This window comes from Leptospira terpstrae serovar Hualin str. LT 11-33 = ATCC 700639 (assembly GCF_000332495.1).
Lineage (GTDB): Bacteria > Spirochaetota > Leptospiria > Leptospirales > Leptospiraceae > Leptospira_A > Leptospira_A terpstrae.
This window is the reverse complement of record NZ_AOGW02000020.1, coordinates 1-26,487: the sequence shown is the minus strand read 5'-3', so window position 1 is coordinate 26,487 and position 26,487 is coordinate 1. Positions and strand designations below refer to the sequence as shown.

The following is a 26,487-nucleotide window of genomic DNA, read 5'->3' as shown; positions in this document are numbered from 1 at the left end:
CATTGATTACATTGGTAGTATCTGCCTTAGGAACAATCTCACAACAGAGTAAAAACCGGCTATAGGCATCTGTGACAGTCAAAGGAGTGCATCTTTTTCCATCCCCAACAGTGAAATGACCTTTAAAATCAGCGCACCAAATATCATTGGGTCCGAGTGCATGCGAGAATGGTTGTTCGATGGATTGTTTACGGATCCTTCTTTTGGGAGGTTTGATAAGGTTGTTTTGTTTGAGAATACGACCTACAGTACTTGGATGTGGCCATTTTCTAATCATATGAAACCGAGCTGAGAGTGATGCTAGGAGTTTTCTTGCTCCCCACCTGGGATGGTCTTTTCTCTCTTGTAAAATTAGTTCAATGATTTTCTTTCGAGTTTGGTGTGGATGGTATTTCGGTCTTCGGCTTTTGTCTTTTAACCCATCGATCCCATATAGTTTGTATTGCTTTAAATATTTATACCCCGTCACTCTACTGATATTGAATTCATGACAAAGGTCAGTGAGAGACCACCCACCACGTTTCCAAGCGACAACAAATTTCATTCTTTCTTCAAACACGTTTGTCTCCTTCCAAGCCATGACACACTCCTGGTGTGTACATCGTGTTCTGAATCGAAGAATTAAATTCTTGTTTGTAAAGGATGTTGTGAGATCAATTTGTAAGGGATGAAACTAGTACAGACCCTGTTGTACTACAGAACGGCACATCGGTAACACTTTAGGTCACTCACATGGGTTTAGGTTTGCTTTTGACTACTTCGGATGGGAAAACACCGGACTTAACAACATTCATGTTGGAGAGGAAGCGGGACATATCGGAATGATTCTGGATTGCGAAGGCAATAAAATTGGAATACAACAGTTTTAAAAGGAAAATTATAATATATGAATGCTAAACTATTTTTACGAATTTCGGCCGGCTTACTGATCTTTCATTTGATTGGTCATTCCTTCGGGAATGCAACTTGGGACCAAACAGAAGATCCTATAAAACAAAATGTAATTCACCAAATGATAGAGCACAAATTCCCTTTTATGGGGACGAATCGAAGTATGGGTGAATACTTTTATGGTTATGGACTGATCACTTCGATTGCCTTAAGTATCTTAGCCATTTACTTTCTGATCCTTTCTGCTTCTTTAAGTGAAAACCAAAAATTAGCAAGAAAGCTAATTTGGGCGACAACCATTGCCCTGTTGGTTACTAGTACCATTGAGTTTCTTTATTTCTTTCCCTTTGCGGCTGGAACAACCCTACTTGCTTCTGTTTTTGCAGGTTTGGCAGCTGTTAATTTACCGAAAGAAAGTAAGTAAAGTTTAGATAACGTTTGGTTGGATCACTTTGTTTCAGTGCTATTGATGACTGATTGTACAGAATTGTTCAAAACAAAAAGCTACTGTAAAGAGAACAAGCTAAAAAATCTAAATCAGCTCGTTCACAAGCTTCACTGGAAGGATTGGTTTTGATACGTTGGAGAAAGAATTAGATTACAAAAGGAAAATAGCAATGATCTTACTTCCAATTAGAAAAAGAGATCATATGAGATGTTTTAGTTTTTTTTCTCTAAGCGAGAGTTTGGTTCCACGTAACGTATTTCTGGATTTTGTTTGAGTTCCAATTTTAACTTTTCTAACCCAGGATCTTCTTTGAAGGTAATTTTATAAGCTGGGTTGTTTTTTACAATCAATTCCAGTTGATACGGACCAAAACTACGGAGTAGTTCAGTCCAAACATCATTATTAAATTCCTTTTCCGTTCCAACAATATACTCACTATTCCCAATTGGTTTAGGTGGGATATTGCTTTGGATTGGTTTTTTACGTTCGGACATACTATCCTTCACCCCTTGTGCACAAAAAGCATAAGGGATGAGAAGACCTATCAAGATGATCTTATTGAAGTGTAGCCGTAACACCAGTCACCTGATTTAAATGTTTTGCAGAAGCATTTGCATTGATAGACTTACCATATTTGGTATTGGCAGAAATTGACGCAGTGGCAGTTCCTCCATCAATTAATTTCTGAATCACTTCTATATTGTTTAACAATGGGTTGTAAGCACGGATGAGGGCTACTACACCTGCAGTGTTTGGAGTAGCCATTGAAGTTCCATTATAAAGCCCATAGCTGTTATTGGATGCAATCCAAGCACTCAAATGAAAATCGCCGACAATCGCTCCGCCGTTTTGTGTTGAAAAATCAGACACAAATCGATACCCAACTGTACAGTTTGTATTGGCACTATTCATACACGTATTAAGGATGACTTCCTCAGAACCAATGAAAGATACATCATTCAATCGACAAAATTTGTTTGTGTAGGCATTTCGGTTGTAGTCTGCCATAGTCATAAGAGTGCCACTAGAGAATGGACTTCCAGTAGCATTTTTTGAATAAGCTTCTGTGTAATCAAAACAGTTTGTATAACCTTCGCCATCAGAGATGATCGTATGAAACACGGAAACTTTAGTTGAGTTAGCGGGAATGGTAAATGTTTTATATACTTTCCGGTCCAAACCCACTGCAACAGAAGTTGGCGTAGGATAAGGTGGAGTGAAGTTCCAAGCAATCACAGAACAATCATTCGGTAGGGCCAAACCTTTTAAAGTCGCAGAACCAACTGTACAACTTTGATAAGCCCAAGTCACTGATCCTCCAGAACCTTCAGTTGTCCAACCAGTGTAATTTGAAGTACCTTCATCGAAGGTTGTTTCACTTCCAAAAATACTATGGATGTTTGTACCAGGTGCACCAAAGTCGACTGTTCGATTAGCTGCAGTTGTAGTTGTGTCGTAATTGGAAAAAGTAGCACGTTGATAATTTTGATCCAAGGCTGCTATACAGATTTGGTTGGTATTATTGTTTTTACAAGGATAAGAGTTTCCAGTTTTCAAATCAGTATTCTCATTTCCTGCTGCAACTACTACTACCACATCATTTGTTTTTGCATATTCTACCGCATCATAAATCAACTGGCTGTATTGAGTCCCACCGAGACTCATATTAATAACTTTGGCACCGTTACGAACGGCAAAGTAAATCCCATCAGCGACAGAAGCATTACTACCTCCGCCTACTCCTAAAACCCGAACGGACATAAGTTTTGCTGTTTGACAAACTCCGGAAATACCTTTGTTATTATTTCCAACGGCTCCAATGGTTCCGGCTACGTGACTACCATGTCCTTCTTCGTCTTTCGGATCATTGTCACCGGAGGCAAAATCCCATCCATGGTTTGGGCATCCGCCACCAATGGTAGCACCATTTTTATCTAAACAACTTGCAGATCCATCCCACATATTGTCAGCAAGATCTTCATGGTTGTAATTGATGCCTGTGTCTAAAACTGCCACAATGATAGAACTACAGCTAGTGGTTACGTCCCAAGCACCTAACACATTCATATCTTTCCCAACTGCAGCAGCACCAGGAGGATTATTCGTTGTGTAGGATGGGGAGGTAATGGTTTGATTTGTATTATTTAAGCCCCAAAGTTTACCAAAATCTGTATCATTTGGTGCCGCCGCCTGTGCATAATAGTAATACTTTGGCTCTGCATATTCAACTGCTGGATCGCGTTTTGCACGAACGACAGCTTCTTCAATTGTTTCTGTACTAGCAATCTTTACCGTTGTGAAATGTGCTCTTTTACTCACATTTTCCACATTAAAACCTAAAGATCTTGAACGTGAAAAGAGTTCATCGTTTGAAATATGTGGTTTAAATTTGATTACAATTTCATCAGGAGCAAAGTCTGGTTTATTGGATCGTCCTGATTTTGTAACAGTGTTCGATAGCGTACTTTGAAATTGAAATGGTTCTGATAAAAAATTTCGCTGAATTGGATCTGAAACTAGCACAGTGGATCCGACCAGTACAAAGAGACTTAGGATTTTGAGTTTAGAATTATGGCTTAGAATTGTTTTCATATCTTTTGAAGTTCCTTTGAATTACGTTGACGGCACACTAACCGAAGTTTGAGTCGAAGGTGTTCCACCTGTTGTATTGTATTTCCCGAAAGCGTAGACTTTGATGTACCATGTTCCGTGTGTATTGACTGAAATGACTTTTGTAGTGGGAGTTGTTGTTCCACCTGTATTTGCAACCGTATCGCAGAAAATGGTAGTTCCATTTACTCCTGCAGGGTCAAAGCCACTAGTTTTGCTATAACAAACCTTATAACCGCCGTCAGTATCATTCGGAGCTTTTTCTTTCACCGTATTCCAAGAAACTGAAACTGCTGCACTAGCCTTTCCAGTTCCTTCTACAGTGATGTCGGTTGAAGAAGCAGATCCATTGCTTCCATTAGTACTTGTAACTCGTACTATTGCAGTTTTAGCACCCGTAGTACTTGGGGCAAAAGTAACAGTAAACGTTGTACTTTGTCCCGGTGTAAGAGTAGTTGATCCAGCTGCACTTGTCGTAAATTGGTCGGTGTCTCCACTTAATTCATTCACAGCAAGGCCTGTGAGTGTTGCTGTTCCGTTATTTGTGATGGTTACAGTTTTTGAACCAGAAGAGGTCCCAGGCCAAAACGCTCCAAAAGTAGGAATAGTTCCACCAGTTGTAAATGAACTGGAGTTATGTGAAATTGCAATGGTTGGCACTGGTTTCACTGTTGCTGTTCCATTCACAGTAAAGATAAAATTTGATGGAGTTCCATTGATTGTTATCGTCGCCGATTTTCCAGTTGGGGTTGTATTTGCAGGGGAAAAAGTGACATTAAAATTGAAAGTGCCATCTTGCGCAAGTGAGGAGCCATTTGCAGCTGTCACAGCAGAAACAGTAAACTGCGCGTTTGAACTTTCTACGACAGGGGTTCCTAAAGTTGAAGAAAGACTCCCTGAGTTCCGAACCGTAAACTGAAGTGCCGATCCAGAGGATTGTTCTTCTACACTTCCCATGTTGATACTACCGTTACTTACAATTTCTGTCGCACCTTGGGAAACAGCTAATTGTGCTGCAGCGGGGCCGCCAGTTCCTGTAAAAGTCAATTGGAAGGCTGAAAGAGCAGGATCTGAAGTTGATAAACTTACAGTTGCTGTTTTTATTCCTGTTGAAGTTGGTTTGAATCGTAAGGCAAAAGTCACAGATGCATTGGGGGCGAGAGTACTTTGGTTTGGCTGGGTCAGTTGAAAGTGAGCACTATCTGTTCCACCTAACGTAACAATCGGAGATCCAGGAAGAGTAAGAGTAGCCGTACCTTTATTTTGAATAGTGAGAGATGCTAACTTCCCATTCGTTGTATTGATTGGTTCTGAACCTAAATTAATGGTTGCCCCACTTTCTCGCACAACACCAGAGTAAGTTATTTCTAACTTTGGAGCTGCTACGTCGGTTCCACCACCTCCACCAAGTCCTAAAAGAGCAAATGCTGCTCCGCCGCCACCACCACCTCCACCAGGGCAGGAAATGGCAGTTGTAATGATAATTAATGGAATTAGAATGTTCTGTTTTAAATTCATAGGGACTCGAAAAGATTTCAATTTTCGACCACGTTAGGTTTTCCCTTGGGAAATCGCAATCGTACCTTTTCGCCGGCATGGAAAAAAAAACGCTGGGAACGTTTTTAAGGCGTTTTTGGAAGGTTCATTCTGGTTTGATTGAAAAATTTTTATTTTTTGGGACCGACAAACAGATCCGAGGTTCTCATCCACTAAGTTTGGTTCGATGGTTAGTCTTCTTCGGGCGGTGTCACTACTCCATTTTTAGGGATTTCCTTACGATGACGAATGTCATCTTCGCACTCCAAATGCCTGTAAGACGAGAGAGAGGGGATGGTTTTGTCCAGAATTTCGCTAAGGTCGAGGTCGTATTCCCAGTATTTGGTGAGGTTGCCTTGCCAATCATAAGGAACCGTTTTCTGAAAGACAAAGTCCCGATTCTGTATCCATTTTGAATGTTGGATTTCTAATTTTAGATTTCCTCTAAAGAAGTTGGGAATAGGGAAAAAATACAAACATCCAACCAATAGGATTTCCTCTTGGAATTTTGTTTTAGGAGTTAATGGCAAAAAGAAAGGTTCTTTTGACTTCGCCAATGGAAGTGGATAGATACGATATGTTTGTTTTGATCCTTCTTGTGGAGTTTCAAACGTAAGCGCCACAGGAATTTCCTCAACGATTCCCATGGTTTTGTCTTTTCCACGAACTAAACGTAAAACCAAATAACTTTCTTTATCTAAGGAAGAAGTAGGAGTTACATTGGATTCATTCCTTTGCGAGGGATTAAAAACCATACAGTGCGAATAAAAAGGAATCAATAGAAGCAAATAGCCAATGGAACCCTTCCACAAACTTCCTGATTGCATTTCCTTTAGAACCATGTTAAAATCACTTATGGTATACTACTTAATTCTCACAACCATTCCTGTAGCCATTGTTTCGGCTTTTTTTATCCATTGGTTTACATTACAAGAAGAACCAAATCCGCTCAAACGATTAGAACATTCTCGTGGGATTTACTTGGGATTTTCCTTTCAAATTCTACTATTTGCCTGGTTATTATTCCAATTGGGCCATGCAAGATTCTCTTTTCCTTTGTATGCCATTGGATTTTCTTTTTTAGGTGATTGGTTTAATCTGCAATTCCCTATTGCGAAAAAACAAATGGAAGACCCGGTCCTTGGTGGAATTTTTAGTTTTGCCATAGCACAAGTTTTCTTTTTGTTTTCTTTCTGGAAGTTAACTAGTTGGAATGAAATCTATACCGAAGTTTTGCCTTATGCAATCACAGGCGCTTTGTTAATTCTGCCAGCAGTTATCTTTTATTTCAGAGTTTACAATCCAAAACGGTCCAAATGGGTGATGGCTTCTGCTTTTGTATATGGTCTTGTCCTCTGTTTTTTTGTTTCTTTGTGTTTGAACGCCTACCTCGCCTTTGGTGGAGTTTGGATCTATTTAGCCATTGGAGCTGGATTTTTTCTACTTTCTGATGCTGTGATGGGAGAAACTACGATCAATGGAACAAGACACCCCAAATGGGAATTCCAAGTTCCTTGGGTCACTTACCTAATCGCACAAAGTTTTTTACTCATAGGTTTCTTTTTAGTCTCTCATACAAGACATTTGGTTTAATCCAAAGAATTAGGTGTGATTCAGTTTTTTAGAAATTAATTCAGGTTATTTTGACTATTCATTGTTTGGTGAGACAAGTTTAGACTGTTCCCAGGCAATGATCATTCGTTTTCGGTTTGGATCCCACCGATAACCACCAAACAGACCTGATGTTTGGATGACACGATGGCAAGGAATAAGATACGCAATTGGATTTTTCCCGATGGCTGTCCCCACGGCTCTTTGAGCCGATGTTTGCCCAATGGATTCGGCCACGTCCCCATAAGTACAAAGATTACCTAGTGGAATTTTTAATAAAGATTTCCAAACTTTTAATTGGAATTCCGTTCCATAAACATATAAAGGGATGGGAGTTTTGGGGATCATAAATCTTTGGAAGTAGTCTCTTAATTTTTGGTGTTCTGATGATTCCCCTTCCTTCCAATCTGCATAAGGAAATTCTTTTTTCATTTCCAGGATCCCTTTCTCATATGAATCTATAAACTGCAGTGATTGGATTCCCCTTTCAGAAGATACAATTAAAATGTTACCAAACGGAGAAGGAAATACTTCATATTGTAGAATGAGTCCTTCCCCTCCCCGTTTGTATTCTCCTGGGGTCATTGCTTCTAATTTAACAAAAAGATCATGTAATCGTCCTGTTCCCGAAAGTCCTAAAGAGTAAGTTGTATCTAAAAGTGTGGATTCTTTTAACAATCGTTTGGCGTGCGAAACTGTGACAAATTGTAAAAATTCTTTGGGGGAAACACCGGCCCAGGTTCGAAATACCCTTTGAAAATGAAAGGGACTGAGAGAAACTCTTTCGGCCAACTGATCCAAATGGGGTTGGTCTTCAAAGTGTTCCAATACATATTCGATAGAGTTTTTGATGATTTCGTAGTGTTTGTGATTTGCATCCACAAGGAAAGCTTAGCGGATTTTATCTTTGCTGAAAACCCGATTCTTGCGATTTCTTAAAATAAAACACAAATTGTTTGATTTTTTTTCATAAAACCCCACTCTATTCTATAAGAACAAAAGTGTCATTTCCTTTGGATCCATTCCCCGTACTTACCGCCTTACAATCCATAGTTGATTCGATTCAAACTAATCCAGTTACCATTTTGGATGCACCTCCAGGAACGGGAAAAACCACGGCCCTACCCACAGAACTTTTAAAGAAGGGAGTATCTTTTGGAAAAAAAATCTGTATTTTAGAACCGAGACGAATCGCTGCCAAAAACGCAGCCAAACGTATCAGTCAAACTCTGAACGAAGAGGTGGGAGAAACAGTAGGATACCGAGTCAGATTCGATACAAAAGTGGGTAAAAAGACAAAACTTGAGTTTGTCACCGATGGAATTTTAACAAAGATTTTACTCGCAGACCCAGAGCTTAAAGACTATGGTTTGATTGTTTTTGACGAATTTCACGAAAGAAGAATGGATTCGGATTTATGTTTTGCTTTGGCGAGAAGATCCCAAGAAGTGTTTCGAGCGGATCTAAAAATACTCATCATGTCCGCAACCCTAGAAGGTCAAAATTTTAATTCCATTGGAATTCATTCAGAACCAATTCAGGTCAGTGCCCAAACACATCCTATGGAAATTTTCCACATGGGGGATTCCAATAAAAATACAAACCAAAGGTTACTCGACCTAGTTCCAAAAGCCGTAGAACAGACAGCGGGTGATATCCTTGTTTTTTTATCTGGGAAAAAAGAAATCCATGACTTAAGAAATAGTTTAGAATCTATCCCACTGGTAAAATCCAATGCAGTAGTCATGGGATTATTTGGGGATATGGATTTGGTCGACCAAGAACGAATTTTTTTACCTTCTCCCAATGGTAAAAAGAAGATCATTCTTTCCACAAACATTGCTGAATCTTCTGTAACCATACCAGGAGTCCGAGTTGTTTTTGATTCCGGCTTCCAAAAACAAGCAATCTTCGATTCTGATTCTGGAGTTTCTCATTTAATAAAAACACGAATCAGTCTGAGTAGCGCCAAACAGCGCGCAGGACGTTCTGCCCGAGAAGGGAAAGGACTTGTGTACAGGCTTTGGTCTAAGGAAGAAGAAAAATCATTTTTGGACCGAACAAAACCAGAAATTCTCGAAGGAGATATTGACCGATTGGTTTTGGAAGTTAAGTCTTGGGGAGAAGAAATCCAACAATTACCTTTTTTGGATCCACCAAATAAAGGTTCAGTGATGCAAAGTATCCAACGTTTGCAATTACTCGGATGTTTGGATGACAAAACGAATCTAACCAATCTTGGGAAAGAAAGTTTAAGATATCCCCTTCCCATTCGACTGGGAAAAATTTTGGCCATCTTACCAAAAGAAAAAGAAAATATCATTGCCGACATTGTTTCGTTAGTGGGGAAAGAAAATTCAGGAACAGAAGCAAAAATCTTCACTGAAGAAATTTTTCCTTCAAAATTTTCTTATGACTTACGTGCCGTTTATGACCAAATTTTGCGTATTTACAGGGAAAAAACTGATTTTTCGATGGTGATACCGGAGAAGGAGCGCCTATTTTATCTCGCTTCTGGATTTCCGGATCGAATTGCCAAAGCAAAAGTAATCAATGAAAAAAATTTCAAACTTTCAAATGGAAAAATAGGAATATTAAATACAACCTCCATCCAAATTTCTGAATATATTTTAGTCCTCGATACATTTTCCTTTGGCCAAGATCTTTATATTACCCATTTCCTTCCCATAGATGAAATCCAAATAGAAAAATTTTTCCGCCATATCATTACCAAAAAGACTGTTTCCGAAAAACGGACCAACCAAAGAGGAGAATCCTTTCTTGTTGTCAAAGAAGAAGTGAGTTTAGGGGATTTAGTTTTAGAGTCTAAAGAAACAAAATCACCCAACCCGACTGTACTTAGTTTGGCGCTGGAAGAATACTTCGCCAAATCTCCTTGGGAAGATGAATGGAAAAAGGATTCTGATTTAAAAAATTTCTACAACCGAGTGAGGTTTCTAGAACGGCATGGGGTTTTGAATACAAATACAGATCTCCCACATTTAAAACAAAATGCGAAAGAGTGGTTATTTCCTTTTATTAATTTGGATTCTGGAAAATTATCCTTAGACAAACTCCCCTTTTTTGAAGCATTCAAAGCCTATGTAGGATATGACAAAATCAATCTTATTGATTCTCAGGCTCCCGTATCCCTTCAAGTCCCTTCTGGATCACGGATCCAGCTGAATTATGAGGGCACAGAACCCGAGTTACATGTCAAATTACAGGAGTTATTTGGTCTAAAAATGTTGCCGAAATTGGCAAACGGGAAGGTGAGTATTCTAATCCACTTATTATCTCCTGCACGAAGGCCCGTACAAATCACAAAAGACTTAGAAAGTTTTTGGAACCATGGCTACCATGAAGTGAAAAAAGAATTAAAAGGTAGATATCCAAGACATCCCTGGCCTGACAAACCTTGGGAGGCTATCCCGACAAAACATTTGAATCACACCAAACGTTCGTAAGTGGAGACCCATCCTTTTTTATTTACAAAAAATTTGATTTTACAATTAGGACAGAGGTAATCTCCCGCAAGTTTCCAACGAAGTAGGGTTTGGCATTCAGGACAATGTACAGTTTTTTCTTCTGATTTGGGAGTGAGTTCATTTGCGGGAGTTTCACTTATGATTTGTGATTCTAAATAATGAATGCATTCCGATTCCGTCGGGAACAAGGTGAGAAGTTGGAAATTTTCGTCGGGAACAGTAATTCCGAGTCCAAACCCAGCCACTTTTGATCCTGTTTCTCGACAACGTTCTACAATCTTTCTAATAAACTCCCAACCTACTTCTGTCACCTCTTCGACTTGGGAAAAATCCAAGCAAAAAAGAGAGGGGGAAAGAGTTTCCTCCTTCAGTTTTAGATAGAGTTCGGAGCCAATTTCCGCGGAAAATGTTCCCGCTAGGCGGAAAAGAAGTGATTTCAAACAGGTTTTTCCTCTTTTCTATTCTTCGGAACAGATTCTGTATTTACAAGGAATTTTGTTCCAAATACCCTTATTTATCAGATATGAAACCGATCCCGAGACGATACTGGGTTTTTCCAGTAGACATACTCTTTATGTTTTTGTCGTATTTTCTCGCACACCTAGTGCGTTTTGAAAATATACGATTTTTAGATAGTTACCCTGACTTTTGGGTCTGTGCCACTATCGTCGTTGTCTCAAGAAGTGTAGTTTTTCTTTTTTCTGGGATTTATAGATCCCTTTGGTCTTACGCTTCGTTACACGATCTACTTGCAATCATCAAAGCCACTGTGCTTTCTTCTTTAGTTTCGACTCTTGCCCTTCTCTTCTACAACCGATTCTACCAACTCTCTCGAATGGTACCGATTCTCGACACACTGATCCTCCTTGGATTTTTATGTTTAAGAAGTTTGAGTTGGAGGATGCTTCGAGAACAAATTTTCAATTCTGACAAATCAAAACGGGGAACTCCTATCCTTCTTGTCGGCGCAGGAAAACTGGGAAGTTCTTTCCTAACAGAAATTAGACGCAATGTTGATTTAGACTACCAACCCATAGGATTTTTGGACGACAACCTATCCAAAAAAGGTGGGTACATCCAAGGAGTTCCTATACTTGGTGCCACAGATGAAATTGGTAAAATTTTAGTTCGTTACGGTGTAAAAAAAGTAATTATGACTGTCCCACAACCAGATGGTCGGGTAGTCAGTAAACTAATGAAAGAATGCGAAAGTGCTGGAGTGGATTTCAAAATCCTACCAACTTTCGGTGAGTATCTATCGGGAAAACCGAACATCACACAACTGCGTGAAGTGCAAGTAGAGGACCTTTTGGGAAGGCCTACTGTAGATTTAGAAATTGAATCCATACGTTCCTACTTAGAAAAAAAAGTAATTCTAGTGACTGGGGCTGGCGGATCCATTGGTTCGGAAATTTGTAGGCAAGTCGCTTTGTTTAAACCAAGCGTTCTTGTCATTTTGGATGCTGCAGAAACTCCCTTATATGAAATTGATTATGAGCTGAGAAAAAGTTTTTCTGACTTACAAATTGACATTCGACCCGTCATTGCTGATGTAAAAAATCTATCCCGTATTTCTGCGATATTCGAAGAACATCGCCCTTCTGTGGTTTTCCACTCTGCTGCTTACAAACATGTTCCAATGATGGAAATCAATCCATCGGAAGCTGTTCTTAATAACGTGATGGGAACAAAAAATGTAGCTGACGTTTGTCGCCTAATCGGCGTTGAACGATTTGTTTTGATCTCTACAGACAAAGCAGTGAATCCAGTCAACGTGATGGGTGCTTCTAAACGTGCTGCAGAAATTTATTTGCAACATATCTCACAAAATTCCAGAACAAAATTTATTACCGTAAGATTTGGAAATGTATTAGGTTCCAACGGCAGTGTGATTCCACGTTTTCGAGAACAAATCAAACGCGGTGGTCCAGTCACTGTCACTCATCCTGATGTCATTCGGTACTTTATGACTATACCTGAAGCCACACAACTAGTGTTACAAGCTGGGAGTATGGGTGAACATGGCGAAATTTTTATTTTGGATATGGGAGAACCGGTGAAAATCCTTTCTCTTGCCGAAGAAATGATTCGTTTATCTGGATACACTCCACACAAAGACATTGCCATTGAATTTTCTGGCCTTCGTCCAGGAGAAAAATTATATGAAGAACTTCTTTTAAACCAAGAAGGAATCAAAAAAACACACCATCCAAAAATTCGAATTGCAGCACCTTTGGAAAACTACAACCTATTACTCTTTCAAAATAAATTGAACAGGTTGTTTTCTCTAGCAAAGGCAAACAAGAATAGAGAAATATTCGGTGCTTTCAAAGAAATTATCCCCGAATATAAAGTCCACGACGAGTATATCGAGTGGGAAACATCACATGGTAAAAGGAACTTATGAGCGAAAAACTCACGCAGGAAGAAATCACAACATTACGTGAGTTTAAAAGAGATTTGTTCAATCTCTACTGGGAACGATTTGGAGTTTTTTATATTCACGTAATGCCGCACCCAAAACTAGAAATTGGAAAACGCGGGTTACTCAATGCTGAAAAAGAATCTGGCATCGTACTTGTGTTTGGTGACAAAGCCGTAAAAGTTTTAGATAGCAAACCAGATTATTTATTTGCTGAACTTCAATTTGGATCAGCTTGGGAACCAACAATGATTCCTTGGGATGCCGTATTCCGAATCTATGATAAATTCCAAAACTCAGCTACTCAACTAAGATTTCTACAAGTCGAAGTGGCTCCCAATGCGGAAGAAGTAAACCCCAAACCAAAGGTGACAAAACCGGAAGTGACGGGGGATGGAAATGTGATTCGAGTTGATTTTGGAGGGAAACGAAACGAATGAATTTTTTTACCATCACCCGAGGTGATCTCGACGGTTTTTTTGGTCTTATGGTAGACAACCTCATCCAACTTCTAGTTCTTTCTGCACTCTGTATTGGAGTTTGCGGGTTCCCACTTGCCTTTATCACTGCTGTTGTTTTGCCTGGTGCTGCGGTTTCTTTACTTGTTGGAAATATGTTTTATGCCTGGCAGGCTTGGAAACTAGGACAAAAAACTAACCGAACCGATGTTACAGCCATTCCTTATGGTATTAATACGGTTTCGCTTTTTGCCTTTGTATTTTTTGTGATGTTTCCCACTTACCAAGCAACAGGAAATTATGTAGCAGCATGGAAAGCAGGACTCCTTGTATCTTTTGTTTCCGGATGTATAGAAGTGATTGGTTCTTTTGTAGCCGCGCAAATCCGTAAATACACTCCAAGAGCAGCATTACTTTCTGCATTAGCAGGAATTGCGATCACCTTTATTTCTATGGATTTTTTACTCCGTACGTTTGAGCGACCGATCATCGCCTTTATTCCGCTAGGTATCATTCTATTACAATACTTTGGGAAAGTTCGATTTCCCTTTGGAATTCCTGGTGGATTACTTTCTGTTGTCCTTGGAATTTTATTGTCTTATTTATCTTCTTTTTGGGGAGACCCTATTTACCAACCAGGGGCCGTTGAAAAAGGATTAGAAACTCTTGGATTTTACTTTCCCCAACTTTCCATCAGTCCCCTTATCGAAACTTTAACTTACGCCAATATCAAAGCCTATTTTTCCATCATCCTTCCGATGGGAATTTTTAATGTCATAGGTTCACTTCAAAACATTGAATCTGCGGAAGCTTCAGGTGATAGTTTTGATACAAAAACTTCCTTACTTGTCAATGGTCTAGGAACACTGGCGGGAACGGCTTTTGGTTCTCCTTTTCCTACTACCATTTACATTGGACATCCAGGATGGAAAGCACTCGGAGCTAAACACAGTTATTCGGTGTTATCAGGAATTTTTATGACTTTAGTAAGTTTATTTGGACTTATGGGTCTCATCCAAGCATTAATCCCAGTGGAAGCAGGAATGGCGATTGTACTTTGGATTGGAATTGTGATTACAAGCCAAGCCTTCCAAGCAATTCCTAAACACCATTCTCCAGCAGTGGTCGTGGGCCTATTGCCTGCCTTTGCTGGTTGGGCTGTGCTTATCATCCAGAATGTATTTATTTATTTAGATGGAAAACTGCAAACCACCTTGCAAGAGTTAGGTGTAAAACAAATCGTCCATTTTTCTTTATCGGATATTCCACCGCATTTAAGTTTCCTTCCTTATGCACTGAGTGGAGTCCTCGCTTTGTCACAAGGGTTTCTCATCACTTCGATGGTGTGGTCAGCGATGGTTGTTTTTATTTTAGAAAAAGAATGGAATAAGGCTGCGATTTGGGCCTCCATTGCCTCTGTTCTTTCCTTGTTTGGTTGGATCCACGCGTATGAATTGCAAGGGAATGCCATTCTCAATCGATTTACAGAACTTGCAAGCCTTGACTTCCCTATTGCCTACTTATCCCTTGCGACCTTATTTTTATTAGTTAAGTTCCTCGGTTCTAAAGGAAAAGCGGAGAAATTAGGACATTAATTTTGCTTGTAATCTCTTGCTCAAACTATTACAGTTCTAGTCTAAAGAACAGGTTCCCTTGGAACCTTAAGGAGAACAATTTCCTATGACTTGGATCAAACGAATCGGTTTTTTCCTGTTAACCAATATTTTGATTATGACTACCATCTCTATCGTAACCACCTTACTTGGTTCGATGGGATTTAGTATCCGGGCCTATGGTCTAGATCTAACTCAGCTCATTGTATTCTGTTTAATGTGGGGTATGGCGGGATCTTTTATTTCCCTATTACTTTCCAAGATGATGGCGAAGTGGACGATGGGTGTCAAAGTCATCGATCCTAAACAAGCTTCTGCTCCAGAGATGGATGTTTATCGCCGTGTGCAATCACTTGCACAAAGAGCTCACCTTCCTATGCCGGAAGTGGGAATTTACGAATCTCCCGAAGTGAATGCATTTGCAACGGGCCCAAGTAAATCCAGCGCTCTTGTTGCAGTTTCTACGGGACTATTGAACCGTATGAATGCACAAGAATTGGAAGGAGTCCTCGCACACGAATTGTCACACGTTGCGAACGGAGACATGGTTACTCTCACTCTCATCCAAGGTGTTGTGAACTCCTTTGCGATGTTTTTCTCTCGTATCATTGCCTACATTGCATCGAATGCGGTGAAAGAAGAAATGGCACATATTGTAAGAATAGTTGTTACCATTGCACTAGACATTGTTTTCTCGATTCTTGGTTCTATGGCAGTTGCTTACTTTTCACGTAAACGTGAGTTTCGTGCAGATGCTGGCGGAGCCAAACTTGCAGGAAGAGAATCTATGATTTCTGCTTTGGAATCACTACGCCAAATGGTGGAGATGCCAGAAGATCCGAGAGGAGAAGCATTGGCTTCCCTTAAAATATCTTCCAACAAAGGGGGATTCCTTTCCCTATTTGCCACTCACCCAGCGTTAGAAGAACGGATTCTTGCACTCAAACAAATGAGATAGAATTTCTTACTTTATAGTTTGTGAAGTAAAGGTCGGCGAATTTGCCGGCCTTTTTTTATTGCAAAGGCCTAGTCTTCTTTGGTTTCATCCTAATATGTCCATTGTTAAATCTAAGATTCGTACCATTCCCGATTATCCAAAACCAGGGATTCTCTTTCGCGATATTACTTCCCTTCTTATAGATCCAGAAGGTTTCCAACTGACCATTGGAATGTTTGTAGAACGATACCAAAATGCTAAATTGAATAAAATTGCTGCCATAGATGCTAGAGGATTCATTCCCGGTGCAGCACTTGCTTTCCAGTTGGGTGTGGGATTTGTTCCTATCCGTAAAAAAGGAAAACTACCAGGGCAAACCATATCCGAATCTTATGCATTGGAATATGGTGTAGACCATGTGGAAATCCATACAGATGCCATAAGTCCCGGTGAAAGAGTTTTGATTATGGACGATTTGATTGCCACAGGGGGAACTCTGGAAGCCTCAATCAAACTTGTGCAAAGCCTAAAAGGAGTGGTTCATGAATGTTCCACAATTATCAACTTACCAGATTTAGGTGGAGCAAAACGAATCAAAGATACTTATGGAATTGATGTATTCTCTATTTGCGAATTTGAAGGACATTAAAATAGAAGTATAGTTTTTACACAAAAAAACAAAGAGTTTTGGTTAGGTTACAGATTTCCAATCATTACTCTTTGTTTTATCCACGCGGATACTCACTTCGTTACCGAGAAAATTCCACCGAACGACAAATAGTTTTTTTAGAATATGAATTCCACGCCCACCTGTAACTAATTTTCGATCCGATTCAATTGGACTTGGAACGAGTCTGGGGTTAAAACCTTTCCCACTATCAATCACATACACATCAATGTACTTACGTGATTCAAACACATGTACGGTAATGATATCGTCTTCCCTTTTGCCACCGTGTTCTAATGCATTGTCTAAGGTTTCATCCACGAGAATTTGGAACCAAAAACTATCCATAATTTTACGCCAGTTTCTTGAATCATACAAACTCCAAAGTTTTTCTTTGATAAGTCGAGAATGGGACCTGGTCGCTAAAATTTGGTCTTCAAAAATCTTAGTGGACCTTTCAAATATAAACGAAAATGGATGAGTTAAATAATTTTCTGTGAACGAATAATGAAATAAAAATACAAAAAAACAAGAGAGGAATAAAAGGTTCATAAAAAGGAAAAAATGTAAAAAATATTTTGTGGTTATGGGAATTAAATTTGGGAAAAAACAAAGAGTAATAAAGAATACACAAGTGAAGAAGGTTGCAAAATATATATATTCCATAAATTTTTGAATGGCAGGAAAGTTATATCTGAGTTTAGCAATAATCAGATAAGCAAATGCCATAAATGCTAACACATAATAAGTGTTATAATAGTATTTCAAAAGGATTAAACTTGCATTTGGGTACACTTCGTTCAGTAATCCCAAATCCACAAATAACAACATGATCCCCATTCCCAAAACAAAAGAACAAATGACTACGAGCCTTGAGAAATTTCGAAAGAAAGTTGGAAATTGTAGTCCAAAGTAAAGTAGGATAAAAGACTCAAATACAAGATATGTAGAAATGGTATGGGGCTGGTGTAGGATTCGATTTTCTAAGAACAAACTATCACAAAGGATTGTCAAATCACCGATACAGAAAAAAGCCGCTAAGATTGAAAAACTTGTTTTCATTCTTGTCCGCGGATTCTTTCTAAATGAAACAATGCCGGCAATCAATGAAAAAAAGGCGGTAACTCCGAATATGATGGATTCAAACAAACTCATGCAAAAACAAAAAAAAATTCTCCTCTCCCCATCTCTCTTTGCGAGTACTATTTTATTTTTTACAAGTTTATTCCTTAGCCCTCTTTACCCCGAAGAATACAGACAATCCATTGACGAAATCAAGAAATCTGTAGTCCAAATCCGCGTATTTTCGCAAGCCAAGGACCCTTTCTCGCCTTGGATATCTTCTGGAATTTCTGCTTCCACTGGTTCAGGATTTTTGATTTCTAAAAATCGCATTCTCACCAATGCCCATGTTGTATCCAACGCCAAATTCATGGAAGCCCAAAGGAACAACCAAACGGAATGGTATGAACTTAAAGTATTGCATATCGCTCATGATTGTGATTTAGCCCTTCTCGAGGTTTCAGACCCAGAGTTTTATACGGATAGTAACTATTTAGAGTTAGGAAATTTGCCAGAGCTTGCAAGCCCAGTCGATATTGTTGGATATCCAATTGGCGGAAGTAAAATTTCTGTTAGTCGAGGAATTGTATCGCGAATTGAACAGTCAACCTATGCACATTCACAAATTGATAGTCATTTAGTAGTCCAAGTTGATGCTGCCATCAATCCTGGGAACTCTGGAGGCCCAGCCCTACAAAATGGGAAGGTTGTTGGTGTGGCGTTTCAAGCATCCACAAAAGGAGAAAACATTGGGTACATCATTCCCACAGCGGTGATCCAACATTTTCTAAAGGATATTGAAGATGGAATCTATCATGGTTACGTCGAGTTAGGAATCCAAACACAACCTTCTTACTCGGAATCTCATAGACAATATTATGGAATTCCAAATACAGAAGAAGGTGTGTTTGTCACAAAAGTTTTAAAAAAAGGTTCCGCCGATGGTCATTTAAAACCCGGAGATTATTTAACAGCGATTGACGGACGTAAGATAGGAAAAAATGGGAACCTACTAGAATCTAATTCTATAGATTTTTTGGAAGTTGTGGACAACAAATTTGCCGGAGACGAAATCCGGTTTGATCTTATCCGTGATAAGAAAAAAATAAATGTAAAATTTCCGGCTAAAAAAATGCCACAAATGGAAAACCAAAGAGCAAGGTATGGAATCAATTACGACTATCTTGTGTTTGGTGGATTAGTATTTCAAACCGTTAACCGAGATCTACTCGAAGCCTGGAGTAAAAATGGACAAACCCAAGGAGGGAGTTTACTTGTTTATCGGTTCTATGATGCAACTACACTTTCGGATGGGGAAACCGAAGATGTGGTTTTATATCGTAAGTTACCCCACCCCATCAATTCCAATTCTGATTTTTATTTGAATATGGTAGTAGATTCTGTAAATGGAACAAAGGTAAAAAATTTAAACCACTTAAAAGATATTTTACAATCTTCTAAAGAAAAAACGATAAGAATCCAATTTTATGGGATCCAATTGCCAATGATTTTGGACCGAGAAGAGTCGGAACGTGCTGACATAGAAATTAAAAAAAATTACCACCTAACAGGAAATTAATACCATGTTATTTTTGAATCAAAAATTAGGATTCACCTTCGTTTTTCTTTTGTTTCTAACGGGATCCTTAATAGGGAAATCCATTCCTGTGGGAATGACAGATCCTTCCATTCTCCAAGTTAAGGTAACCGTTCAGTACCCTCACTTTATCCAACCTTGGCGGTTTAAAAATCCAGAAATTCGCCAATCCACAGGGATTTACATTGGTGAAAATAGAATTCTAATCCCAGCACAGGCAGTGTATTTTTACACAAGCATTGAAATCAAAAAACCGGAAGCTCTGAAAGTATACACTGCGGAATTGGAACGATTGGATCCTGACTTAGGGCTTGCGATATTAAAATTCAATGATCCTAATGCTTCCAAAGACCTAAAGGCAGTTATATTTCCAAACGAAGTTTTTTTACCAGGAACCGGTCTTGTGATGGAGAGTAAAGACCAAAGGAATTTAGAAGAGAAAAAGATAAGAATGATTCGTTTGGATATGGATGCCTATTCCAGTGGTTATGTGGAACTCCCCTTTATCGAAATCCAATCAGAAGAAAAACTAGATGGAGTGGGAGAATTGATAGTGGATGCTACTGCAAGAATTCCACAAGGAATCCTTTATCAATTTAAAGAAAACAATTCAGGAAGAGTGATTCCTGCTTTTTCCATCAAACACTTTATTGAGGGAAAATCATTTTCATTTAAAGGTTTCCGCTTCAAACCACTGATAGACAGTGCTACTAGAAATTATTATGGGCTCAGAAAAGATGATTTAGGAGTACTTGTCGCGGAAATTTATCCTGGCTCTTCTGCTGATGGAGTATTACAGTTAGAGGACGTTTTACTTGAAGTTTCCAATTTCAAAATAGATCCCAAGGGTTATTTTGATCATCCAAAATTTGGGAAACTCAATGTTTCGTATTTGTTTCATAATACAAATGATATCGATTCTTCCTTTGGCAAAAAAATTAAACTGAAAGTATTTCGAAACAAAAAACCTGTATCTCTTGAGTTAGACTTGAAACCACTACCAGATTCTGCCATTCGAATTCCTTATGGCAATTCTAGATTCCAAACTCCCAAATATTTAATGTTAGCTGGGATTATTTTCCAGGAATTATCTGAGCAGTTTTTAACGGAACATGGGAACCAGTGGAGGAATCGAGTCAGTAAAGAACTGCTTTATCTAAATGACTTTTACCGTATCAAACGAAATCAGAATGAAGGGAGGGTGGTATTTTTATCACAAGTTTTACCACTTTCAGGGAATAAAGCCTATCATACTGCCCACCAAATGATTCTAAAATCAGTGAATGGAACCCAAGTTCAATCCTTAGAGCAATTACAAACGCTGGTAAAGGAATCAACATCAACTTACATCCATTTTGTGATGTCTGATGGTTTTGAAATGATTTTCAAAAAAGAAGAAATTCAGACATTAAATTTAGAAGCGAAACAGAGTTTCCAAATCCAAAAGGATTCTAATTTTTAGAATCCGACTTGGTAACCTAATTGTCTGGAAATGAGTAAAACTTTCAGAAGAAACAAAATGAGTATAAACAAAGTTAAAAGTATATACTCTTGTTTTCGTATGGTTTTGTCTTCTTTATTAAGTAACAAAAGAACTGGTATCGAAAGAGTAAACATTCGCGAAACGTTTTCGTATACAGACCAAAAATGGTAGTACCCGGCAGTCCCCACCATAAAAATAATCAGTAAAAAGGAAATTCGAAACTCCCAACCCTTAGTGACTTTGCCAGTAAAAGGCAAAAATAGTCCAAGGAAAAACAAAATTACAAGAGGAAACCTTGACAATAACCTCGCAAAATCTTTCCAATTTGTACCACCTGCCAAAAGTCTCCAAATAGATTCCATATAAGAAATAAGGCCTTCGAATGGCAAAATAAAGTCTGTTAGTCGACCAGGCCTCCAATTAGGAAACCGGTAAGCTAAATACAAATGCCAACAAACAGGAATGATAAGAACCGATCCTACAACAATAGTTCGTTTCCAATTTTTGCGAAACAGTGCGGCAAGGCCCAAGGGAAATAATAAAAAAAGTGCGGGTTCTTTTGTTAAGATAGCCAAACTTGATAAGATAATAAAAGGGAAGTAGTTTTCCTTTACATAGTAATAATAGGCAATGATCAAAATGGATACCATCACCGAATCACTTACGAGTACATAATAACTTCCCAAAGCAAAAGGACTTAAAAGATATAAAATGGCATACGGTTTTGTATCCTCATCCAAAAGTTTGCGCAAATAAAAATAGGAAAGGAGTGTAAGTGAAATATTCCAGAAATACATTCCAAAAATAGCAGCCGTTTTCCCAAAAAAACCAAATAGTGCAATTAACAGAGGATAGCCGATTCTTGGTGCTCGGTAAGATTCATCAAAACCTTTCGGCCAGTTCAAACGGAATTCGGAGAGGGGTCTTGAAAAATAAAAAAAGATTTGACCATCATAACCTGCGCCCAAATCCCCCTTTTCTCCTTTAAATAGAACAGCATTTTCAGGTGTTTCCGTCTGGTTTTGAAGAGCAAACTCATAACCAAAATTCACCATTGAACTAGGGTTCCATTCATACTTTTTCCAATACCCTATAGTGGAAATTCCCCAGATCAAAACAAAAAACAAAACTGTGAACCACTGTTTAGAATGAAAAAATATAAAAATTGGGGATAAACGTTTTAAGATCATTTGATAACTCCAAATCAAGGATTAGGTAGTAAAATTTTAGGCTCTAAGGTTTTAGAAAAAATAGTATTATAAAAATGAGCACCTTCGTAGGTAAGATGGTGTGGGTCAAAAAAATATCTAACATCAGTTACAGCTTCTGTATGATCGATAAACGTTTGGCCCCTGGTTTCCAAGTGCGATTTTAAGCTCGAGATCCAATCTTTTCTCCATTTTGAATCTTTATAGAATGCAAATTCTATTGGATTTTCTGGACTCATTACTAATACAAAAGGAACTTTTTGTTGGTAAAAATAATCTGAAATTGTAAGGATTCTGTTGAATTCTAACCAAGGTTCAAAGGTAAGAGAATTTGCATTTTTTTTGGCTTCTCGAACAAAATGTAACCTCCAGAGTTCATTCCTTGTTCCTGCATCACGTATCATTCGCTCAAAATAGTCAGCTTGAAAATCAGGGACAGTCATTGTCACCAAACGAGTGTCATCCCAATAACTTCCGCGAGAATAAGATCTGTTCTCTAACTTTGAGGATTTACAAAAAAAATGAGACAAACGAATACCAACAGACTCATCTCTACCATAACGAATTAGATTCACTTCTTTTGCGGAGGATAACTCAGACAAAACTTGGATTTGGACCACAGTCCATTCTCTTTGGTTTTTTACCAACGAGGACCATTCCAAATCATTCCAACCAGCACGTTCAAAAGTTCTTTCTACTTCTTCCATTGGTTTTTGGTTCAATGAAGAATTATAATCGGAATAAAAACGAAATTTTAACTTTGTTTTTGGTTTTTGTAAAAAGATAGATTCTTTCGATTTTTTTTCAGAACAAAGAAGAGTCGCGGTTTCCTTTGTCCATCCTTTGGACCAAATCCCTTCTTTAGGTTTTTTCCCTTGGTACAGATGGTATTTTCTTCCGCTTCGAAAATGATTGTCTATATAAACTTCGATAGGATCCCAAAAGAAAACTCGAAACCGACTAACATAAAATAAAGACTTTGTAGCCAATTTGGAAATGGTTTTTCTAGGTAGTTCCGTCCAATGGTCTTTTAAATATGTGGTTGGATAAATCGTTTTTGCAGGATAACGATCCCCAAATTCTTTTACCCACTTGGCTTCATTAAATTGAAATTTTCCATCAATAGGTTCTTGGTATTCCCATTGTAAATCTGCAAAGTTATGTATATAAACCACTAAATCCGGATGCGAATCCAAAAGATTTTCTTTATAATAATAAAGATCCGTGGGAGCCATAGCAACATGAGAAAAAAACGAATACTTAGTTTTGTTATTATCTCTTTGGTTGAGTTCGTCTGGCAGGACCGAATACAATGCAACAGAACTCCCGGTAATGATAGTTCTATGTTTGTCTTTCGTTGACTGTAATTCTTTTGTTTTATGTAGGAAGTTATACCAAGGAGAAGAATCCCATTCCGTTTCATTGGGAAACAAAAAATAAAACTCAAAAAAAAGAAGGCGATCCAAAATAAAAATTCCACCTAGCAAACTACAGGTGACAATAAAAACCTTCCATTTCAGACCGAAACGAATCTTATCTATGGGTATTGTGGGATCAGTTTCCATTTTCGTAACAAAAGTTTTTTAGCAAATTGAATGGCAAGTTTCAACACCTTACGATTGAAACTACTATTGGAAAAAATATAACGGATTGGTAATTCTTTAATAGAACCATCGTTGTTTGCTACAATGGAAAGTGCTTCCATATGAAAGTCAAAAGCAACTGATTCCAAGGGGTATGTTGCAATTTTTTGAAACATAGGTTTAGAATACCGTCTATACCCACTGGTGCAGTCTCTTAAATTTGCGCCAAAAAGATTTAAAATCCCTTTTGATAAACAATAGTTCATTACCTTGGCGGCAAGCCAGGAAATAAATTTACGATAGATCGGAACGTTCACTGTTGAGGTTCTGGAACCTATCACCAAATCACAATTTGGGAAAGATTGAAACTCCTTCAAATAACCTGCGTCATGTGACAAACCAGCATCCATTGTGATGACCCAGTCATATCCTTTTTCCACAGCATACTTCATTCCATCTTGGATACCTTTTGGAATGTGAGTGTTTTTTTCATGTCGAATGACATGGAGTCGTTTTCCAAATTCTTTCTGGAGTTTGGCCAATATAGTCGGTGTGGCATCTTTACTGGCATCATCCGTTACAGAAACATCTGCAAAGGCAATTGCACCACGAACCACTTCTTCAATGGTAGCGGCCTCATTGTAGGCAGGGATGATGACCAGTGTTTTGTTTGACATTCTACTTCCCAGCAATATTGAATACGTCTTGGTTCGCTTCAATCCATTTGATGAGTCGAGTTACACCCTCTTTTGGTAGGATTTTTGGATTGAATCCGAATTTTTTTGCTTCTTTGATGTCGCAGATAAAATAACGCATGTCACCCGGTCTTTCCACTTCAAAAAGGATTTCTTGTTTTTTTCCAAGAATTTCACCTATAAGATGAATACATTCTAATAGAGAAATTTTATGAGGGCTTGCTCCCCCAATATTGTAAACACCTGGGATTGGGTTTTTAAAAAATTCTAAATAGGATTTGGCACCGTCTTCTGCGTGTAAAATGTCCCTTGTTTGTTTTCCTGTTCCAAAAATTCGAAGCGGAAGACCAAACACAGAACGAATGGCAAAGTTGGCTACCCAACCATGATCCTCACCACCAAACTGACGTTCTCCGTAAATCCCAGTAAATCGAAAACTAGCAGCTTTTACACCATACATATCTGTATAAGATCGTACATAGTGTTCGGCACTCATTTTGGAGGCATGTAGTGGGGAAATTTGTCCTACCATAGTGGGATGTTCTACAGAGATTTCTACTGGCTGTCTTTCGTAAGAAGTTTTACCTTCCGTCAAAGTATCGTTAATCGAGTTTCCGTATACGTGGATGGAAGAAGTGTTTACAACAGGAATTTTATGTTTTCTTGCTGCTTCCATTACATTAAAAGTTCCAATTACGTTCGTTGAAAAATCTAACTCAGGATCTTCCCAAGAGATAGTCATGGCAGGTTGTGCTGCAGTATGAATGATATAATCACAATCGGAAGAACGATCGATTAAATGTTCTAAGTTTCGAATGTCACCTTTCACCATAGTGACACCAAGCGATTTCAAATAATTCCAGTTATAATCACGAGTGGCATCACTTCCATATCCAGTTCGTTTTAATTCATATTTGGTCATGTTATCAAAACTAACAACATCCCAACCTTCTTTACGAAATAATTCACAAACATGGGATCCTAAAAATCCGCATCCGCCTGTTACCAATACTTTATTCGCCATCGCGATCTTCTCCTAGGTAAAACTTTTTAGATAATATTAATTTCATTATATGGATTGAATCTGAAATCATATCGCGTAATCTGTATTCCACTTGTCCCACTGGTTTAAAATAGGACACGGGGATTTCGATACAACGCATATGAGATCTAACAATATCGATCATAAGTTCTACAATGTACTTACGGTCTTCTACAACCAATTGTGGTTTTACTCTTTCATACGACTCTCGCCAAACAGAAAAAAACTGACAATCCACATCGGTAAATCGTGGTTCTTGTCCCCACCAAAACACTTCCACTAATTTACCCATCAGTAAATTTACGAGACGATACAGTGGCTTAAGATTTGATCCTTGTTCGATCATCTGTCTCGTAGTGCGAGTACCAATCACCATATCAGAATCTTTCATGTATTCTAATAATTTTGGGAAATCTTTTGATCGAAATGATCCATCGGGTGAAACCACAACGATTATATCACCTGTTGTGTATTCGATTCCCCTTCTTACTTGTTCCCCAAGCCTTGTTGGATCCCCATCACCAGGGAAAGTATAGGTTTTAACCTTTTCTTTTTTACTAAGGGCTAATGTTTCATCAGTTGATTCATTATCGATGACAATAATTTCATTAAATTTGTCTTTGAAGTCTACGATCACATCTGTAATAGATCTTTCGTTATTGTTAGTTGGGATAACTAAACTTGTTTTAAATTTATGAAATAAATCATTTCTAACTTCATAAACTGCATGATAGTAATCCTGCATGGAGTTAATATTAAAGTATTCGCAACTAAGCATAGTTGCATACACTCCGCCAGCAGACTCTTTTGCCATTTTGTCAATTACATCTGTTATCTCAATGACACCTGATTTTGCCGAGGCAGGAGTTTTTTTAAAAAACTCAAAATACTCTGGAGTAAAAAAGTAACTTCCTAATCCCAAAAGTTCATTGGGAGGATTTTCTGGTTTTTCAACCAGATTTAGTATTTTATCATTCTCTAATACAACAGAATAGTTTTTTCGAATCCTTGATAGTAAGGAAGTTTTTACAACCCCAATAGATGCAGACATTTTGGGATGTTTCTTTAAAACTTTTAAAAATATATCGTGATCGGTTCGGTAATAAAATTCATCTCCGAGAATAGAGTGTGTGCGT

General features: G+C 38.3%; 23 protein-coding genes. 10 read left to right on the top strand and 13 right to left on the bottom strand.

What is annotated here, in order from left to right; all coding sequences use genetic code 11:
* Nucleotides 1-580, bottom strand: a 580-nt coding sequence (locus LEP1GSC203_RS18120; protein ID WP_002975546.1) for a helix-turn-helix domain-containing protein, incomplete at its 3' end; no start/stop codon positions are given.
* A gap of 306 nt (nucleotides 581-886) precedes the next feature.
* On the opposite strand from LEP1GSC203_RS18120, the gene LEP1GSC203_RS18115 reads away from it, so the two are divergent.
* On the top strand, nucleotides 887-1,315 hold the full coding sequence (locus LEP1GSC203_RS18115; RefSeq protein ID WP_002975537.1) for an LIC_13387 family protein: 429 nt from the start codon (nucleotides 887-889) through the stop codon (nucleotides 1,313-1,315).
* A 236-nt stretch (nucleotides 1,316-1,551) separates the two neighbouring features.
* On the opposite strand, the gene LEP1GSC203_RS18110 is transcribed toward LEP1GSC203_RS18115, so the two are convergent.
* The 4 genes from LEP1GSC203_RS18110 to LEP1GSC203_RS18095 all read right to left on the bottom strand — a co-directional run bounded on the left by LEP1GSC203_RS18110 (nucleotide 1,552) and on the right by LEP1GSC203_RS18095 (nucleotide 6,327).
* A complete protein-coding gene (locus tag LEP1GSC203_RS18110; RefSeq protein ID WP_002975533.1) occupies nucleotides 1,552-1,833 on the bottom strand; it encodes a hypothetical protein in 282 nt (93 codons plus the stop codon).
* A gap of 61 nt (nucleotides 1,834-1,894) precedes the next feature.
* Nucleotides 1,895-3,931 (bottom strand): S8 family serine peptidase, encoded by a 2,037-nt coding sequence (locus tag LEP1GSC203_RS18105; protein ID WP_002975542.1) that lies wholly within the window; start codon nucleotides 3,929-3,931, stop codon nucleotides 1,895-1,897.
* Nucleotides 3,932-3,952: 21 nt separating this feature from the next.
* Nucleotides 3,953-5,467, bottom strand: coding sequence for a choice-of-anchor D domain-containing protein (locus tag LEP1GSC203_RS18100; protein ID WP_002975540.1), 1,515 nt, complete (start codon nucleotides 5,465-5,467; stop codon nucleotides 3,953-3,955).
* 209 nt (nucleotides 5,468-5,676) lie between these two features.
* The gene (locus LEP1GSC203_RS18095) at nucleotides 5,677-6,327 is read right to left on the bottom strand and encodes a hypothetical protein (protein WP_002975536.1); all 651 of its coding nucleotides are present in this window, start codon (nucleotides 6,325-6,327) and stop codon (nucleotides 5,677-5,679) included.
* On the opposite strand from LEP1GSC203_RS18095, the gene LEP1GSC203_RS18090 reads away from it, so the two are divergent.
* Nucleotides 6,326-7,078 carry a lysoplasmalogenase family protein gene (locus LEP1GSC203_RS18090; RefSeq protein WP_002975551.1) on the top strand — a complete coding sequence of 251 codons (753 nt, stop codon included), beginning with the start codon at nucleotides 6,326-6,328 and terminating at the stop codon, nucleotides 7,076-7,078. The two genes, LEP1GSC203_RS18095 and LEP1GSC203_RS18090, sit on opposite strands and share 2 nt — an antisense overlap.
* A 54-nt stretch (nucleotides 7,079-7,132) precedes the next feature.
* Here LEP1GSC203_RS18090 and LEP1GSC203_RS18085 read toward each other — a convergent pair whose 3' ends face one another.
* Nucleotides 7,133-7,978: a methylated-DNA--[protein]-cysteine S-methyltransferase gene (locus tag LEP1GSC203_RS18085; RefSeq protein ID WP_198008593.1), complete on the bottom strand. Its 846-nt coding sequence runs from the start codon at nucleotides 7,976-7,978 to the stop codon at nucleotides 7,133-7,135.
* Nucleotides 7,979-8,097: 119 nt separating this feature from the next.
* On the opposite strand from LEP1GSC203_RS18085, the gene hrpB reads away from it, so the two are divergent.
* On the top strand, nucleotides 8,098-10,563 hold the full coding sequence (gene hrpB, locus LEP1GSC203_RS18080; RefSeq protein WP_002975531.1) for an ATP-dependent helicase HrpB: 2,466 nt from the start codon (nucleotides 8,098-8,100) through the stop codon (nucleotides 10,561-10,563).
* Here the strand turns inward: hrpB and LEP1GSC203_RS18075 are convergent.
* Nucleotides 10,545-11,024 (bottom strand): hypothetical protein, encoded by a 480-nt coding sequence (locus LEP1GSC203_RS18075; RefSeq protein ID WP_002975554.1) that lies wholly within the window; start codon nucleotides 11,022-11,024, stop codon nucleotides 10,545-10,547. The genes hrpB and LEP1GSC203_RS18075 overlap by 19 nt on opposite strands.
* Before the next feature lie 83 nt (nucleotides 11,025-11,107).
* Here LEP1GSC203_RS18075 and LEP1GSC203_RS18070 point away from each other — a divergent pair, with 83 nt between their 5' ends.
* The 5 genes from LEP1GSC203_RS18070 (at nucleotide 11,108) to LEP1GSC203_RS18050 (ending at nucleotide 16,663) form a co-directional block, all read left to right on the top strand.
* Nucleotides 11,108-12,991: a polysaccharide biosynthesis protein gene (locus LEP1GSC203_RS18070; protein ID WP_198008592.1), complete on the top strand. Its 1,884-nt coding sequence runs from the start codon at nucleotides 11,108-11,110 to the stop codon at nucleotides 12,989-12,991.
* Nucleotides 12,988-13,446, top strand: a complete 459-nt coding sequence (locus LEP1GSC203_RS18065) for a ClpXP protease specificity-enhancing factor SspB (protein WP_002975539.1) — start codon at nucleotides 12,988-12,990, stop codon at nucleotides 13,444-13,446. The genes LEP1GSC203_RS18070 and LEP1GSC203_RS18065 overlap by 4 nt, the downstream gene beginning before the upstream one ends.
* The gene (locus LEP1GSC203_RS18060) at nucleotides 13,443-15,059 is read left to right on the top strand and encodes a hypothetical protein (RefSeq protein WP_002975552.1); all 1,617 of its coding nucleotides are present in this window, start codon (nucleotides 13,443-13,445) and stop codon (nucleotides 15,057-15,059) included. Before LEP1GSC203_RS18065 ends, LEP1GSC203_RS18060 begins: the two co-directional genes overlap by 4 nt.
* 85 nt (nucleotides 15,060-15,144) lie before the next feature.
* Nucleotides 15,145-16,035 (top strand): protease HtpX, encoded by an 891-nt coding sequence (gene htpX, locus LEP1GSC203_RS18055; protein WP_002975547.1) that lies wholly within the window; start codon nucleotides 15,145-15,147, stop codon nucleotides 16,033-16,035.
* A 94-nt stretch (nucleotides 16,036-16,129) separates the two neighbouring features.
* Complete coding sequence (locus tag LEP1GSC203_RS18050; protein ID WP_002975541.1) at nucleotides 16,130-16,663, top strand: adenine phosphoribosyltransferase; 534 nt, start codon at nucleotides 16,130-16,132, stop codon at nucleotides 16,661-16,663.
* 42 nt (nucleotides 16,664-16,705) lie between these two features.
* Here the strand turns inward: LEP1GSC203_RS18050 and LEP1GSC203_RS18045 are convergent, their stop codons facing one another.
* Nucleotides 16,706-17,743, bottom strand: coding sequence for an ATP-binding protein (locus LEP1GSC203_RS18045; RefSeq protein ID WP_002975535.1), 1,038 nt, complete (start codon nucleotides 17,741-17,743; stop codon nucleotides 16,706-16,708).
* A gap of 31 nt (nucleotides 17,744-17,774) precedes the next feature.
* Between LEP1GSC203_RS18045 and LEP1GSC203_RS18040 the strand changes: the two genes are divergently transcribed.
* Nucleotides 17,775-19,322, top strand: a complete 1,548-nt coding sequence (locus LEP1GSC203_RS18040) for a S1C family serine protease (protein WP_002975534.1) — start codon at nucleotides 17,775-17,777, stop codon at nucleotides 19,320-19,322.
* 4 nt (nucleotides 19,323-19,326) lie between these two features.
* Entirely contained in the window at nucleotides 19,327-20,802 is a 1,476-nt protein-coding gene (locus LEP1GSC203_RS18035) for a PDZ domain-containing protein (protein ID WP_002975543.1), read from the top strand.
* Here LEP1GSC203_RS18035 and LEP1GSC203_RS18030 read toward each other — a convergent pair.
* From LEP1GSC203_RS18030 to LEP1GSC203_RS18010, 5 genes are all read right to left on the bottom strand, one after another.
* Nucleotides 20,799-22,013, bottom strand: a complete 1,215-nt coding sequence (locus LEP1GSC203_RS18030; protein ID WP_002975553.1) for an AZOBR_p60025 family cell surface glycopolymer formation protein — start codon at nucleotides 22,011-22,013, stop codon at nucleotides 20,799-20,801. The genes LEP1GSC203_RS18035 and LEP1GSC203_RS18030 overlap by 4 nt on opposite strands.
* Before the next feature lie 14 nt (nucleotides 22,014-22,027).
* Nucleotides 22,028-23,596 carry a hypothetical protein gene (locus LEP1GSC203_RS18025; protein ID WP_232225941.1) on the bottom strand — a complete coding sequence of 523 codons (1,569 nt, stop codon included), beginning with the start codon at nucleotides 23,594-23,596 and terminating at the stop codon, nucleotides 22,028-22,030.
* Nucleotides 23,569-24,291 carry a glycosyltransferase family 2 protein gene (locus LEP1GSC203_RS18020; RefSeq protein ID WP_002975550.1) on the bottom strand — a complete coding sequence of 241 codons (723 nt, stop codon included), beginning with the start codon at nucleotides 24,289-24,291 and terminating at the stop codon, nucleotides 23,569-23,571. Before LEP1GSC203_RS18020 ends, LEP1GSC203_RS18025 begins: the two co-directional genes overlap by 28 nt.
* Before the next feature lies 1 nt (nucleotide 24,292).
* On the bottom strand, nucleotides 24,293-25,333 hold the full coding sequence (locus LEP1GSC203_RS18015; RefSeq protein ID WP_002975549.1) for an NAD-dependent epimerase/dehydratase family protein: 1,041 nt from the start codon (nucleotides 25,331-25,333) through the stop codon (nucleotides 24,293-24,295).
* Nucleotides 25,323-26,487: glycosyltransferase (locus LEP1GSC203_RS18010; protein ID WP_039938435.1), on the bottom strand; the 1,165-nt coding region annotated here is incomplete at its 5' end. The genes LEP1GSC203_RS18010 and LEP1GSC203_RS18015, both read right to left, overlap by 11 nt.